14 protein-coding genes are annotated in these 14518 nt (G+C 71.7%); 9 read left to right on the top strand and 5 right to left on the bottom strand.

From position 1 onward, the window contains the following. Positions 1-45: 45 nt before the first annotated feature. The 4 genes from EV376_RS22265 to EV376_RS22250 form a co-directional block, all read right to left on the bottom strand. The gene (locus EV376_RS22265) at positions 46-2037 is read right to left on the bottom strand and encodes an acyl-CoA dehydrogenase family protein (RefSeq protein ID WP_130326191.1); all 1992 of its coding nucleotides are present in this window, start codon (positions 2035-2037) and stop codon (positions 46-48) included. Between the two features lie 131 nt (positions 2038-2168). Next, entirely contained in the window at positions 2169-3065 is an 897-nt protein-coding gene (locus tag EV376_RS22260) for a M48 family metalloprotease (RefSeq protein ID WP_130326189.1), read from the bottom strand. Beyond that, positions 3062-3991, bottom strand: a complete 930-nt coding sequence (locus tag EV376_RS22255) for a hypothetical protein (protein ID WP_130326187.1) — start codon at positions 3989-3991, stop codon at positions 3062-3064. The genes EV376_RS22260 and EV376_RS22255 overlap by 4 nt, the downstream gene beginning before the upstream one ends. Beyond that, positions 3988-4446, bottom strand: coding sequence for a hypothetical protein (locus tag EV376_RS22250; protein ID WP_130326185.1), 459 nt, complete (start codon positions 4444-4446; stop codon positions 3988-3990). Before EV376_RS22250 ends, EV376_RS22255 begins: the two co-directional genes overlap by 4 nt. Positions 4447-4626: 180 nt before the next feature. Here EV376_RS22250 and EV376_RS22245 point away from each other — a divergent pair, with 180 nt between their 5' ends. From EV376_RS22245 to EV376_RS22230, 4 genes are all read left to right on the top strand, one after another. Further along, positions 4627-6096: an RICIN domain-containing protein gene (locus tag EV376_RS22245; protein ID WP_486482759.1), complete on the top strand. Its 1470-nt coding sequence runs from the start codon at positions 4627-4629 to the stop codon at positions 6094-6096. Between the two features lie 94 nt (positions 6097-6190). Beyond that, positions 6191-7783 carry an RICIN domain-containing protein gene (locus EV376_RS22240; protein WP_130328802.1) on the top strand — a complete coding sequence of 531 codons (1593 nt, stop codon included), beginning with the start codon at positions 6191-6193 and terminating at the stop codon, positions 7781-7783. After that, positions 7777-7947, top strand: coding sequence for a hypothetical protein (locus EV376_RS30520; protein WP_207228288.1), 171 nt, complete (start codon positions 7777-7779; stop codon positions 7945-7947). The genes EV376_RS22240 and EV376_RS30520 overlap by 7 nt, the downstream gene beginning before the upstream one ends. A 40-nt stretch (positions 7948-7987) precedes the next feature. After that, on the top strand, positions 7988-8605 hold the full coding sequence (locus EV376_RS22230; RefSeq protein WP_207228286.1) for a DUF892 family protein: 618 nt from the start codon (positions 7988-7990) through the stop codon (positions 8603-8605). A 118-nt stretch (positions 8606-8723) separates the two neighbouring features. Here EV376_RS22230 and EV376_RS22225 read toward each other — a convergent pair whose 3' ends face one another. Further along, positions 8724-9263 carry a DM13 domain-containing protein gene (locus tag EV376_RS22225; RefSeq protein WP_130326183.1) on the bottom strand — a complete coding sequence of 180 codons (540 nt, stop codon included), beginning with the start codon at positions 9261-9263 and terminating at the stop codon, positions 8724-8726. 113 nt (positions 9264-9376) lie between these two features. Between EV376_RS22225 and EV376_RS22220 the strand changes: the two genes are divergently transcribed. The 5 genes from EV376_RS22220 (at position 9377) to EV376_RS22200 (ending at position 14515) form a co-directional block, all read left to right on the top strand. Beyond that, on the top strand, positions 9377-10075 hold the full coding sequence (locus EV376_RS22220) for a response regulator transcription factor (protein ID WP_130326181.1): 699 nt from the start codon (positions 9377-9379) through the stop codon (positions 10073-10075). Beyond that, entirely contained in the window at positions 10072-11109 is a 1038-nt protein-coding gene (locus EV376_RS22215) for a sensor histidine kinase (protein WP_130326180.1), read from the top strand. The genes EV376_RS22220 and EV376_RS22215 overlap by 4 nt, the downstream gene beginning before the upstream one ends. A gap of 105 nt (positions 11110-11214) precedes the next feature. Beyond that, on the top strand, positions 11215-11502 hold the full coding sequence (locus tag EV376_RS22210; RefSeq protein ID WP_130326179.1) for a hypothetical protein: 288 nt from the start codon (positions 11215-11217) through the stop codon (positions 11500-11502). Positions 11503-11598: 96 nt separating this feature from the next. After that, a complete protein-coding gene (locus tag EV376_RS22205; protein WP_130326177.1) occupies positions 11599-11865 on the top strand; it encodes a DUF1876 domain-containing protein in 267 nt (88 codons plus the stop codon). 139 nt (positions 11866-12004) lie between these two features. Continuing rightward, positions 12005-14515 (top strand): glycoside hydrolase family 3 N-terminal domain-containing protein, encoded by a 2511-nt coding sequence (locus EV376_RS22200; RefSeq protein WP_486482758.1) that lies wholly within the window; start codon positions 12005-12007, stop codon positions 14513-14515. Positions 14516-14518: the final 3 nt, after the last annotated feature.

Raw genomic sequence — 14518 nt, 5'->3', positions numbered from 1 at the left:
CCCGGCGAGGAGCGCGTCCGGCGGAGTTCCGAGGGGCGTGGCGTCCTATGCCGGGACCGCCTGCGGATCACCGCCGGCGTCGTGGGCGGCCATGGTCTCCTGCCGGCCGGGCTCCTCGCGCAGGATGGCGCAGTGCAGCCACGGGTCCGGGATGGCGAAACCGTCCACGAGCGTCCGCAGGTGCGGGCGCAGCTCCTTGAGCAGAGCGTTCACCACGCCGGTGATCGCCTTGGCGCGGGCCGGCGTGAGCCGTCCGTGCTCCAGGAACCAACCCTTGTTGGCCTCGATGACGGTGAGCGCGTACAGGTCGCAGACCCGGGACAGCAGCGCCTGGACCGCCGGGTCCGCGGTTGCCTCGATGCCGGCGACGAACGCCTCCAGGGTGATCCGGTCGACGTGTGCGGCGGCGACGGCGAGGACGTGGTCCTGAACGTCGTTGAAGATGTCGAAGGGGCGGTCCTTCTTCGTGGTCGCGCCGTTGCGCAGGCGGCGGACCGCGCCGTCGAGGAGATGCCGCTCGCGGTCCTCGAAGACCTTGAGCTGCCAGCCGCGGTCGGTGACGGCGACCTCCTCGTCCCGGCCGGGCACGGTGCTGATCAGCCGCTCGATGAGCGCCCGCGCGGCGGTGCGCTCGAGCACCATCTCGCGGACCTGCTCGGCGACGAAGGAGGCACGCCCCCAGCCGTCCAGCGAGCCGAACTCGTCCCGGTAGCCGGTGAGCAGCCCCTTGGCCACCAGTTGCAGCAGCACCGTGTTGTCGCCTTCGAAGGTGGTGAAGACGTCGGTGTCGGCCCGGAGACCGGGTAGCCGGTTCTCGGCCAGGTAGCCGGCGCCGCCGCACGCCTCGCGGCACGTCTGGATGGTGCGGGTCGCGTGCCAGGTCTGTGCGGCCTTGAGGCCGGCGGCCCGGGATTCCAACTCGCGCTGCCGGCGCTCGTCGACCGGCCCGTCACCGCCCTGCACCGCACTGAGCGCGGCGACCAGCTCGGCCTGGGCGAAGTGCAACGCGTACGTGGTGGCCAGGGCGGGCAGCAGCTTGCGCTGGTGGGCCAGGTAGTCGTTGAGCAGCACCTCCCGGTCGGCGTCGGGCGTGCCGAACTGGCGGCGGATGTCGCCGTAGCGCACGGCGATGGTCAGCGCCGACTTGGTGGCCGCCGACGCGGCGCCGCCGACGCTCACCCGGCCGCGGACCAGGGTGCCGAGCATGGTGAAGAAGCGCCGGGAGTCGTTCTCGATGGGGCTGGAGTACGTCCCGTCCTCCGCGACCTGGCCGTACCGGTCCAGCAGCATGTCCCGCGGCACCCGCACGTGGTCGAAGCTGAGCCGCCCGTTGTCGACGCCGAGCAGGCCGGCCTTGGGTCCGTCGTCGCCGATGGTCACACCGGGCAGCGGGTTGCCCTGCGCGTCGCGGATCGGGACCAGCCACGCGTGTACGCCGTGCCGCCGTCCGTTGGTGATCAGCTGTGCGAAGACCACCGCCATCCGCCCGTCCCGGGCCGCGTTGCCGATGTAGTCCTTGCGCGCCGCATCGTGCGGGGTGTGCAGATCGAAGGTCTGCGTCCGCGGGTCGTACGTGCAGGTGGTGCGCAGCTGCTGGACGTCGGAGCCGTGGCCGGTCTCGGTCATGGCGAAGCAGCCGAGGAGCTCACCCGAGATGATGTCGCGCAGACAGGCGTCGTGGTGCCGCCGCGTGCCGAGGGCCTCCACCGCGCCGCCGAACAGCCCCCACTGGACGCCGGCCTTGACCATCAGCGACAGGTCGACCTGGGCCAGCATCTCGCTGGCGACGATCGAGGCGCCGACGTCGGAACTGCCGCCGTACCGGGTCGGGAAGGCCGACGTGATACCCAGCTCGGTGGGGAGTTCGGTGAGCAGTCGGGTGATCCGCTCCCGTGCCTGGTCACCGGTCTCGCCGTACACCGGGAGGAAGCGCTCGTCGAGGTGTTTCCGGTGCGCGTTGCGAACCTCGGCCCACGGTCCGTCGAGCACTTCCTGCAGGCGGGTGAGATCGATGCGGCCGGACGCGTGGTCGAGCATGGTCACCCCTTGGCTGGCGGACATATGGGGACACTTGCAATCAAGGGTACGGCCCGCCGCAGTGCTCCGCTGAGGAAGATCGCGGTGAGACCGGACACCATCGCCGGGGGCGTGCCGGCGTCCCGGTTCGGCTACCCGCGGTCCGGGCGCCGAGTTCCGGTCGCCCGCTGCAGGATCGCGTCCTCGCGCATCGACAGCGCGGCGACGAAGGCGTCGGCGAACCGCAGCAGGGTCGGATCGCCGGCCTGCTCGACCACCGCGCGTAGCGCGGCCGCCCGGATCTCCGAGGGCGGGTGGGTCGGGGTGAACAGGCCCTCGGGCAGGTCGAACAGTGCGGTGCGGACCCGGGTGATCAGGTGATCCACGGCCAGGAAGAGGAACGGACCGACCACCGCGAAGCCGCGCAGGATCGGCTCCACGTCGGCCATCGTCCGCAGGACCAGCAGCATGGCGATCTCGTCGGCCTCGAACTCGCGGGCGAGGTGGGCCTGGCCGGGCGGCTCGTGCAGGTGCCCCGCCAGCAGGTGACCGAACTCGTGACCGACCACGAACCGCTCCGCCGAGTACCAGATCGCCTCGGCCAGCAGCAGGTGCTCCTCGGAGTGGGCCGGCAGGCCCAAGGCTGCGGGCGGCGACTGGTGGACGTAGTCGAGAACCGCCTCCGCGAGAAGGCCGTCCGCCTCGCTGCGCAGGCGTCTCTCGTCCGCCGTCGGCTCCCGGAGGATGATCCGGTTCTGGTCGTCGCGCCGAGCGGGCAGCACGCCGACCGCGAGCGTGAGAGCGACCCGCAGCAGCAGCGTGTTGAGCCCCGTGTTGAGCAGGATCAGCGTACCGCCGGGCACGGCGCGGGCCTTCGCGTTGTACGTCCGGTGCGGGATCTCTCCGACCAGTGTCGGACCGGGATCAGCGAGGCCGCTGCGCGTGATGATCCGGCGCACGTCCTCGTTCAACACGGCGTACGGGTTCCCCGCGTCCGGGTCCAGCCCGGCCTGGTGCCGCAGGGCCCGATAGGCGGCCGAGAGGCTCATCCGTTCAGCAGCGCACGCGCACGCTCGGCGATCCCGGGCTCAGCGGAGGCGGTGGCGATCCGGAAGAACCGCCGGGCCTTCCGCCGGCGGCCCCGGAACGCGCACGCGCGTCCCAGGTGGAACGCGGCCACCAGCCGGGCCTCCTCCGGGCCGGTGGCGTAGGCGTACTCCCAGAGCCGGACGGCCGGATCCCAGTCACCGGTCCGCTCGTGGAGGAGCTCGCCGAGATAGATCGCCGCCCGGCCGGCGATCGTCGTCTCGCCGCAGTCCAGGGCGGATCGGAGGGCGGATTCGGCGGCGCCGCTGTCAGCTCCCTCCTTCAGTGCTCCGGCGAGCAGGTAGAACCCCGACGCCCGGACCTCCGGATCGGTGTCCGCGGTCACCTTGCGGTACCAGGCTGCGGCGGCCTCCCGGCGCCCGGCCAGCAGGTCGATGCCGCCCAGGATGATGGCCGCCTGCGCTGCCTCGGGGCTGTCCGTCGCGGCGCAGACCGTCAAGGCCCTGCGGGCTTCGTCGAGCCGGCCCTCCTGCCATGCCTGGTGTCCCACCGAGTAGCTGACCGTTGCCTGCGCCGCGTCGGTGGCGGCTTGGCAGAGCCGGCGTCGCCGCTCGGCCGCCGCGGCCGAGACCTGGTCGCGCAGTGTCCCGGCCGCGGTCGAGTCGCCGCGCGTCATCTCCGCCGTCGTGGCGAAGCGGGCGAAGCCCTGCTCCGGGCCGGTAGAGCGGCCCCAGCCGTCGGCGTTCGCGAGCCGGTTCTCGACCTCCTGCTCGTCGAGCAACAGCAGGAACGTCTGACACCGGACTCCGCAGAGCGGACACGGCGTGTCCGCGATGCCGCTGATGAACGCCGCGGCCTCGGCCTTGCTGTTCACCGGACGCACCTCGACACAGTGGAAGCAGTCCAGGGACATCGCCGAGTAGTTCATCGCTGGTCTACCTGCCAGCGGCGGGCCGCCTCGTTCCAGAAGACCTGCACCCGACCCTGGCTCCCGCCGGACGGCAGCATCCGTGGCAGGTCGGCGAGACCGCGGATCGCCTCGTCGTCCATGTCCGGAAGCAGGTAGAGGAGGACGTCGCCGCTCTTGACGATGACCACCGGTCGGGCAGCCGCGTCCGGCTCGTGGCCGTCACGGGCCGCGACGAACCGGCGGCGCAGCAGGGCGCGGACGGCCTGATAGGAATCCTCGGCCGCCTTCGCCACGAGAGTTTGCACGAACGGTACGACGGCTGCGGTGATGACTGCGGTGGTGATGACGGCATCGAGCGCGTGGGAGTCGGCCGGATGCGACGCGGAATCAGAACCGATATTGATTGGCGGATGTCGTTCCACAAGCCCATTGTGCTGCACCGGGCAACCCGGGGAAGTGGTCGCGGTTGCCATCGGGTTGACAGTCATCGATGTTAACGACAACATACGGTGGTCGGTCGGCGGCGACGTCAGCCCTCATGGGGAGCCCGCCCACGTCTCTTGCCCGGCGGAACCAGCCGGCGGTGTCGTCACCCAGGCGTCGGGATCGTCGTCCGGCGCCGGCGCCGGCGCCCAACCCCGAGGAGGAAGCGCGTGAAGCTGGACGCGGAGCGCTCGCGGGGTTCGCGCTGGCGCGCGGCGCGGGCGTGGTCGGCTGTCGGGGCGACGGCGGGCATGCTGCTGGCTGCCGGTGTCGCCGTCGCGCCACCCTCGGCCGAGGCGGCCGTCGACGTCGGGGCGGCCTATGTGTTCGTCAACCGGCACAGCGGTAAGGCGATGGATGTCTACAACTGGTCGACGGCGGAGAACGCGCCGGTGAACCAGTGGGCGCGTAACGATCTCGCCGTTCAGCAGTGGCAGTTCGTGGACGCGGGCGGTGGCTACTACACGATCCGTTCCCGGCACAGCGGGAAGGTGCTGGACCTGCCGAGCGCGACGGACGGCACGCAGCTGGTGCAGCGCACCGACAGCGGGTCCGCGACGCAGCAGTTCCGGTTGCAGGACTCGGCGGGCGGGTTCGTGCGGTTCGTCAACCGCCACAGCGGCAAGGTCATCGACGTGTGGAACTGGTCCACGGCCGACGGTGGCCGGCTGGCGGGCTACCGGGACCTCGACGGCGCCAACCAGCAGTGGCAACTGATCCGCCTCGGCACCAACCCGCCCACCACCACGCCGCCGCCGGCGTCCTATCCCCAGCCGGGCAGGGTGTCCGGCGACATCGGGGTGCACGACCCGACCGTGGTCAGGCGGCCCGAGGGCGGGTACCTCGTCGCCCACACCGGCAACGACATCGCGCTCAAGACCTCCACCGACCGGATCACCTTCCGCAACGCCGGTGCGGTCTTCCCCGGCGGTGCGCCGTGGACGACCACCTACACCGGCGGCGGGCGCAACCTCTGGGCACCGGACCTGTCGTACCACAATGATCGCTACCACCTGTACTACTCGGCGTCGACCTTCGGCTCCAACCGGTCGGCGATCTTCCTCGCCACCAGCACCACCGGCGCCTCGGGCAGCTGGACCAACGCGGGCCTGGTGATCGAGTCGCGCAGCACCGACAACTTCAATGCCATCGACCCGAACCTCATCGTCGACGACCAGGGCCGCTGGTGGCTGAGCTTCGGCTCGTTCTGGTCGGGCATCAAGCTGATCCCGATCGACCCGGGCACCGGGCGGCGGCTCGGTACGGCGATGCACAGCCTGGCGGCCTACGGGCCCGGCATCGAGGCCCCCGTCATCGTCAGGCGGGGCAGCTGGTACTACCTCTACGTCTCGTTCGACCGCTGCTGCCAGGGCGCGAGCAGCACCTACCGGGTGATGGTCGGCCGCTCCACCGCCCCGACCGGGCCGTTCGTCGACCGCGCCGGCCGCGACATGCTGGCCGGCGGCGGCACCCAGATCCTCGGCTCGCACGGCAGCGTCCACGGTCCCGGGCACCAGGCGGTCCTGGCCGACAGCGACGGCGACCACCTCTTCTACCACTACTACGCCGACGACGGGGCGTCGCTGCTCGGCATCAACCGGATCGGTTACGACGCCGCCGGATGGCCCTACCTCTACTGATCGGTCAGGAGGATCGGTGAACCCCACCCTCAACCGGAGACCGCCCCGCCGCCGGACGGCCCGCCCTCGCCGGCGCACCGGTCTGCTGCTGGCGATGGTGACCGCGCTGGCCGGCGCCGCCGGTGTCGCGCTGGTCGCCGCGCCGTCGGCACAGGCCGCGGTCATCGACACCGCCGCCTACTACGTCCTGGTCAACCGGCACAGCGGCAAGGTCCTCGACGTACGCGACACCTCGGTGGCGGACGGCGCGGCGATCCAACAGTGGTCCCGTAACGACGGCGAATGGCAGCAGTTCCAGTTCGTCGCCTCCGGCGGAGGCTACTACCGCCTCAAGGCCCGGCACAGCGGCAAGGTCGTCGACCTGTGGGAGTGGAACACCGCGGACGGCGCCGACTACCGCCAGTGGCCCGACCTCAACGCGACCAACCAGCAGTTCCAGGTCCTCGACTCCGACGGCGGCTACGTCCGACTGATCAACCGCCACTCGGCCAAGGCCCTCGAGGTGTGGCAGTGGTCCACCGCCGACGGCGCCCGGATCAGCCAGTACGCCGATCTCAACGGCGCGAACCAGCAGTGGCAGATGATTCGCGTCGCCGGTGGCGGCGGCCCGACCACGCCACCACCGGGCACCGGTTGCGGAAGCGGGTCGTTCCACGCCGAGGCCGTGCTGAGCGGGAGCACCTGGACCGCCCGCAACGGGTCGTCGACGGTGTACTCGGGGTCGAGCATGCTGTCGGCGATGCAGGCCGCGGTGAACTCGCTGTCCACGGGACGGACGTCGAAGCAGCGGGTGGTGGTGCGGGGCTCCGGGTCGATGAGCGCCGGCTCCCGGTTGTCGCTGCCGTCGTACACGACGCTCGCCGTGTGCGGCACGATCAACGTGACCGGCTTGGGTTCGGGCGACTACGCGCCGGTGTACTCGCGCGGGACCACCGACGTGGAGGTGCAGAACCTGACGCTGACCGGGTCGCCGTTGTACGGGATCTTCATGCGGAACGTGAACAACCTGACCCTGGGACAGATCGACATGCGGCTCTCCGGCGGCCTGGGCGTGCGCATCGACAACCACGGCGGGGACCGGGCGGTGAAGGTGCGCAACGTCCGCATCGACAACGTGTACGTGTCCGGGACCGGCGCACACGGCGTCGAGACGTACGGCGTCGACGGCCTGACGGTCGGCACGGTCACCGCACGGAACACCGGCTACTCCGGCCTGCTGCTCAACGACACCGTCAACGCCACGGTCGGCACGGTCGACGCGCAGGGCGCCGGCACCGGCACCGGGTACGCCGCGTTCCGGATGGCCAACCGCAACGGACGGGTCGGCAGCTCGTACCCGACCAACATCCGGGTCGGCAACGTGATCGCCGCCGGCGGCGGCCGGGGGATCTTCTGCGTCTCCGAGTCCGGGGGCGCGGTCATCGACCGGGTGACGATCTCGAACACCGGGAACAACGCGATCCTCGTGGAGAACTGCTACAACGTCACGATCGCGGCAGTGTCCGGGACGGTGACGGGCGGAGGCGAGATCAGGATCGCCGCGCGGACGGAGTTCCCACTCTCCTCCGGCGTCCGGTTCCAGAACCTGACCGTCACCAACACCAACATCACGCAGAGCCCCTGTGGCGGAGCGAACAACACGATCAGCAACGTCACGCGGGTCAACTCGACGCTGATTTGGTGCTGAACTCGCCGCCGCGGCAGAGCGTTCGGCAGCGCGGCGGCCGGCTGGTGCAGGAAGCCGGCAACGGCTGCCAGGTGACGTTCGACGCCGCGCGATGCGTCGAAGGCCGCCTTCCGGAGGCGTTCGCCGGATACGATCGGAACCGAGCGAAGTACCACGTGCAGTAGCCCACCGGCATGGTCCGCCGCCCCGCTGCTCCTCATCCGGGTGTCGCTCGGCCTGCTGCCCCACGGCGACCATCTCGTCGTTGATACCCCGCTTCCCGACGGCATCGAGACAGTGCCTCCCGCAACTGACAGAGGCTGGCACCCGGCCAAAGGAGGGCAAAAGGTGAAGACCGCTAAGGAGATCTTTTTCTACGAACTCGCGGCGATGCAGGACCTGGAACACCAGGCGCGTTCCATCCTCGGCCTCCTGATCAGCACCCGCATCGGCGACAGCACGCTCAAACAGATCATCGAGGGCATGGCCGGCGCCAGCGACCGACACTCCGCTCGAATCGACACCTGCCTGCGAGATCTCGGCGTCGCACCCCTGCACACCCGATCCAGTCCCATCCGCGGAGTCGAAAGGGACTTCCAGGACTTCCTCCGCATTCCCCACGACGACGCCGTCCGTGACCTGTTCGCTCTCAACGCCGCCCAACGCATCGCCAAGCTCGCCATCGCCGGCTACGAACACCTCACCGACTGGGCTACCACGATCGGAGCCGTGACCTGCGCGCAGTGCCTTCTCAAGAACCTTGCCGAGAACAGGGAAACCTCACAACAGCTGAGAGAGCTCAATCAGGTCCTCGGTGAGCGGCTCCTCGCGGCCACCACCTGAAGCCCCACCTGGACGGGTGGACCGGGCAAGGAGCGGGGACTCCCGCAACCATCGCGGTTCGCCGACCCGGGCAGCCGGTGGAGGATCCGGCTGTGGCAGCGCTCGCCGAGGAGCCCGCTCAGGCGAGCGGCGCGGCGCCGAAGGACACCGCGAACCGCTTGCACCAGATGGACACGCTGCGCAGCCCGTCCAGGTCCAGCGACGCCGGGATGTCGTACGCCTGGTCGCCGATGTTGCCCTTGAGCCGGCCCAACTCGACCCAGCGACCGTCGTCGAACACGTGCCAGCCCGCGCGGCCGGGCAGCACCTCCTGATCGGTGAGCCAGACCCGCAGGTCGGGACCGTCGGACGTGTCCAGCCCGCGCACGAGCAGTTGACGACGGCCGTCGGCGAGGCGGACCAGATGCACCCGGCCGGTCGTGTCGTGCTCGTGGGTGACGAAGTCCCCGGCGGCGAGGACCACCGCCGCCGGTGCCGCCGAACCCGTCGGCTCTGGCTGCGGCGAGGCCGTCGGCTGTGACTCCGCCACCGTGGGCAGCGCCTCGCGCACCTCGCGGTCGGTCACCAGCCGCCACGGCTGGAACAGGTACAGCCCAACCCCGAGCCCGGTGACGACCATGACGGCGAGGACGGACAACAACCAACGTCTTCTGTGCATGGCGATGACGGTAGGCCCGCGCGGCGCGGGAAGGTCTTTCCGTTCGCTTACGGCCGTTCCGCCGGGCGGTCGCGGGCGTCCGCGTCGGTTCGGCCGTGGGTAGCGTTGCCCCCATGGGGCACCACGTGCTCGTCGTCGACGACGACCGGACGGTCAGCGACGTCGTACGGCGCTACCTGGAGCAGGACGGTTGCCGGGTCCGGCTGTCCTTCGACGGGGCCGACGCGCTCGCCGCGGTCGCCGACGAGCCGCCCGACCTGGTCGTCCTCGACCTGATGATGCCGGGTCTCGACGGCATCGAGGTGTGCCGGCGGCTGCGTGGCCGGCTGCCGGACCTGCCGGTCGTCATGCTGACCGCGCTCGGTGACGAGGCCGATCGGGTCGCCGGGCTCGAGGTCGGCGCGGACGACTACGTGACCAAGCCGTTCTCGCCGCGGGAGCTGGTGCTGCGCATCCGGTCCGTGCTGCGTCGCGCGGCGCCCCGCGACGCGGAGGCCCCGGAGGTGCTGCGCGACGGTGGGCTGACCGCGGACACCGGCCGCCGGGTCGCCCGGCTCGGCGACGACCACCTGGCGCTGACCCTGCGGGAGTTCGACCTGCTCGCATTCCTGCTGCGAAACCCCGGCCGGGCCTGGTCCCGCGCCGAACTGCTGGACCGCGTGTGGGGCTGGCGGTTCGGCGACCAGTCCACCGTCACCGTCCACGTGCGACGGCTGCGGGAGAAGATCGAGGAACGCCCCGCCGAACCACGACGCATCGTCACCGTGTGGGGTGTCGGCTACCGGTACGAGCCGCAGGAGCCGGACCGGTGACGGATCTGCTGGTCATCGGTCTCTACGCGCTGGCCGCCGGAGGAACCGTCGCCGCGCTCGGCGTCGGCGCGCTGCGGCTGATGCGCCACCGGTCGATCCTCGCCCATGTGGCGGTGCTGCTGGCCGTCACGGTCGCATCGGTGGCGGCGGGCGTCACGGCGGTCGCCCAGGCCATGTTCCTGTCCGCACACGACCTGCAGGTCGTGCTGGTCACGGTCGCGGCGTCCGCGGCGGTCACCCTGGCCGTCGGGGTGGCGTTCGCGCGGCGGCTGGCGCAGGCGGCGGTCTGGGCCGACCAGTCGCGGCAGCGGGAGCGGCAGCTGGAGGCCGGCCGCCGTGAGCTGGTCGCCTGGGTCTCCCACGACCTGCGCACCCCGCTCGCGGGCCTGCGGGCGATGGCGGAAGCACTGGAGGACAAGGTCGTCGACGATCCGGCGACAGTGGCCGAGTACCACCACCGGATCCGGGTCGAGACGGATCGGATGACCCGCCTGGTCGACGACCTGTTCGAGCTGTCGCGGATCAACGCCGGTGCATTGCGGCCCGCCCTGTCGCCGGTGCCGCTCGGCGACATCGTCTCGGACGCGATCGCCGCCACCGCGCCCCTGGCCGTCGACCGGCGGGTGCGGGTACGCGCCCCGGAGACCGGCTGGCCGACCGTCCGGGCGGCCGAGGCCGAGCTCGCCCGGGTCGTCGCGAACCTGCTCGTCAACGCCGTGCGGTACACCCCGCCGGACGGCACGGTGCGGATCGACGCCGGCCGTGACGAGAAGGAGGCCTGGCTTGCGGTCTCCGACACCTGCGGCGGCATCCCCGAGACGGATCTGCCCCGGCTGTTCGACGTGGCGTTCCGGGGCGAGCGGGCGCGCACCCCGGCGCCGGCCGGCGTCGGAAGCGACGGGCCCAGCGGCGGCGGACTGGGCCTGGCGATCGTGCGCGGCCTGGTCGAGGCACTCGGCGGGCGGGTGCACGCGCACAACGTCGCCGGCGGGTGCCGCTTCGTCGTCCGCCTGCCGGCCGCCCCGCCGAGCTGACCCGGCCGACCAGGAACGGGACCTTTCCCGGGCCCTTCGACCCGGGTGCCCCCGCCGGGCCCGGGCCTACCGTCAAGGTGACGGTCGAAGCGATCGGAGGACATCATGAGCGACCACCGGGGCACCTGGACGGAGCTGGCGAACCGGCTCAACGCGTTGGGTCTGAAGCTCAAGCTGCACGCGGAACAGGCGAAGGACGACGAGTTGTCCGACGCGCTGTCGACCCTGCGGCATCAGGTGGAGGAGGCCTTCGCCGCGACCGGCCGTGCGGTCGAGGACGAAGCGGTCCGCGCCGACGTGCGCGAGGTCGCGCGGCTGCTCGGCGCGGCGGTGTCCGACTCCCTCACCCGCCTCGGTGACGACGTGCGGGAGACCGTACGGCGCCGCGGGTAGCGGGCGACCCGGCAGTTCGGGACGTTCTGCCCTGTTCACCAGGGCGGATCAGCGGGAGGGTCAGGGTACCGACCACCGAGGGAGGCGCACTGAGACATGCACGCGAAGAAGTGGACGGTCGAGATCGTGATCGACGAACACGACGACGAGCGGCGGGCGCACGCCGAAGCGCGGCTGCGCACCGAGGACCGGACCCGGCTGCGCGGTGAGGGCCAGGCCTGCCGTAACCCCGCCGACCGTCCGGAAATCGGTGCCGAACTCGCCGCCGCGCGGGCACTGTCCGACCTGGCACACCGTCTGCTGGACGCGGCCGCGGACGACATCGAGAGCCTGACCCGCCCGCCGGCCCGGCTGTCCGGCTGAGGCGGCGGAGTCCGGGTCCGCCGCGCAGCGGCGGGCGGTGGTGGCGCGAAGCCGGAGAGCGCGCGGTCGTGGCATCATGAGGGGGAGCCGGCTCCGGGCACAGGGCAGCCACCCGTCATCCACCCGAAAGGGAATGCCCGTGCGCACCAGGCTCCGCAGCTCCCCGCGCCCATTCCGTACCCGTGCGGCCGTCGCCGGCGTTGCCACGGCGGTCGTGCTGTCCGCGACCGCCATGACCCTGGCCCCGGTCGCCGCGGCTCAGCCGCTGCCCTACCAGGACCCGTCCCTGCCCGTGGCGCAGCGGGTCACGGACCTGCTGTCCCGGATGTCGCTGGACGAAAAGATCGGCCAGATGACCCAGGCCGAGCGCGCCGAGGTCAGCCCGTCCGACGTGACGACGTACCGGCTCGGCTCCATCCTGTCCGGCGGCGGCTCCGCCCCGTCGCCGAACAACGCGGCCGGCTGGGCCGACATGTACGACAACTTCCAGCGCGGCGCGCTGGCCACACCGCTCGGCATCCCGATGATCTACGGATCGGACGCCGTGCACGGGCACAACAACGTGGTCGGCGCGACGATCTTCCCGCACAACATCGGCCTGGGTGCCACCCGTGACCCGGGCCTGGTCGAGCGGATCGGTCGGGCCACCGCCGAGGAGGCCACCGGCACCGGTGTGGACTGGACCTTCTCGCCCTGCCTCTGCGTGGCACGCAACGACCGTTGGGGTCGCACGTACGAGTCGTTCGGCGAGAAGCCCGAGCTGGCGACGCAGATGACCAGCATCGTCACCGGCTATCAGGGCGCCACGCTCGGCGGACCGGCCAGCGTGCTGGCCACCGCCAAGCACTACCTGGGCGACGGCGGCACCACGAACGGCACCGACCAGGGCGACACCCGGCTGTCCGAGGCCGAGCTGCGGGCCATCCACCTGCCGCCGTTCGTCGCGGCCGTCCGGGCCGGCGTCGGCTCCGTCATGGTCTCGTTCAGCAGCTGGAACGGGCAGAAGCTGCACGGCCACCGCTACCTCGTGACCGACGTGCTGAAGAGCGAACTGGGCTTCACCGGCTTCGTGGTGTCCGACTGGAACGGCATCGACCAGCTCGACGGCGCGCCCGGCTTCACCGCGGCCGAGGTGACCCAGGCGGTCAACGCCGGCATCGACATGGTGATGGTGCCCGACCAGTGGCGGTCGTTCATCACCCTGCTGCGCGGCGAGGTGCAGGCGGGGCGGGTGCCGATGTCCCGCATCGACGACGCCAACCGGCGGATCCTGACCAAGAAGTTCGAGCTGGGCCTCTTCGAGCGGCCGCTGGCCGACCGCTCGTACGCCGGCACGCTGGGCAGCGCCGCGCACCGCGAACTGGCCCGCGAGGCGGTGGCCAAGTCGCAGGTGGTGCTCAAGAACGCCGGAGCGCTGCCGCTGCGTACGAGCAGCCGGATCTTCGTGGCCGGCCGGAGCGCCGACGACATCGGCAACCAGAGCGGGGGCTGGACCATCACCTGGCAGGGCCGCAGCGGGAACATCACGCCGGGCACCACGATCCTGCAGGGCATCCGCAACACCGTCGGCTCGGCCGGCACCGTGACCTACAGCCGCACCGGCAGCGGAATCGACTCCTCGTACGACGTCGCGGTGGCGGTGGTCGGCGAGACCCCGTACGCGGAGGGCGAGGGCGACCGGCCCGCCGGCCTGGGCCTGGACAGCACCGACCTGAGCACCATCAACACCCTGCGTGCCGCCGGCGTGCCGGTGGTGGTCGTGCTGGTCTCCGGCCGGCCGCTGGACGTCGCCGCCCAGCTGCCGAACTGGAACGCCCTGGTCGCCGCCTGGCTGCCCGGGACCGAGGGGCAGGGGGTGGCGGACGTGCTGTTCGGGATCCGCCAGCCGACCGGGAAGCTGCCGGTGACCTGGATGCAGTCGGCCGGCCAGCAGCCGATCAACGACGGTGACGGCAAGCCGCCCCTGTTCCCGTACGGCCACGGGCTGAGCTACGGGAGCCCGGCGCCGGACACCACCGCGCCGACCGCGCCGACCGACCTGCGGGCCGTGGTCGACGGCACGTCCGCGACGCTGACCTGGTCGCCGGCCACCGACGACGTCGGGGTACGGGAGTACACCGTGCACGAGGTGGTCGGGGCACCCGAACCCAGCCCGGTGTACGGCCGCACGACCACCACCTCGTTCACGGTCACCGGGCTGGTCCCCGGCGTGCCCCGGCAGTTCTACGTGCGCGCGGTCGACGCGGCCGGCAACGCGTCACCGGCTTCGACGCCGGTCGTGGTGACCGCGGCGGGGGTCGACCCGACACCGACGCCGACCCAGGGCGCGGCCGGCTGCCAGGTGACGTACGCGACGAACGACTGGGGCACCGGCTTCACCGCCAACATCACCGTACGCAACACCGGCACCGCGACGCTGTCCGGCTGGACGTTGCGCTTCGCGTTCCCCGACGCGGGCCAGCGGGTGACCCAGGGCTGGTCGGCGACCTGGTCGCAGAGCGGCACGGCGGTGACCGCGACGAACGCCGCGTGGAACGGCTCGCTTCCGGCCGGCGCCTCGACCGGGATCGGCTTCAACGGCACGCACAGCGGCAACAACCCGCGTCCGCCCTCGTTCACGCTGAACGGGACCCCGTGCACCGCGGGATGACCG

The organism is Micromonospora sp. CNZ295 (genome assembly GCF_004217535.1).
The sequence above is the reverse complement of the archived record's forward strand: the minus strand, read 5'-3'. Positions and strand labels throughout refer to the sequence as shown.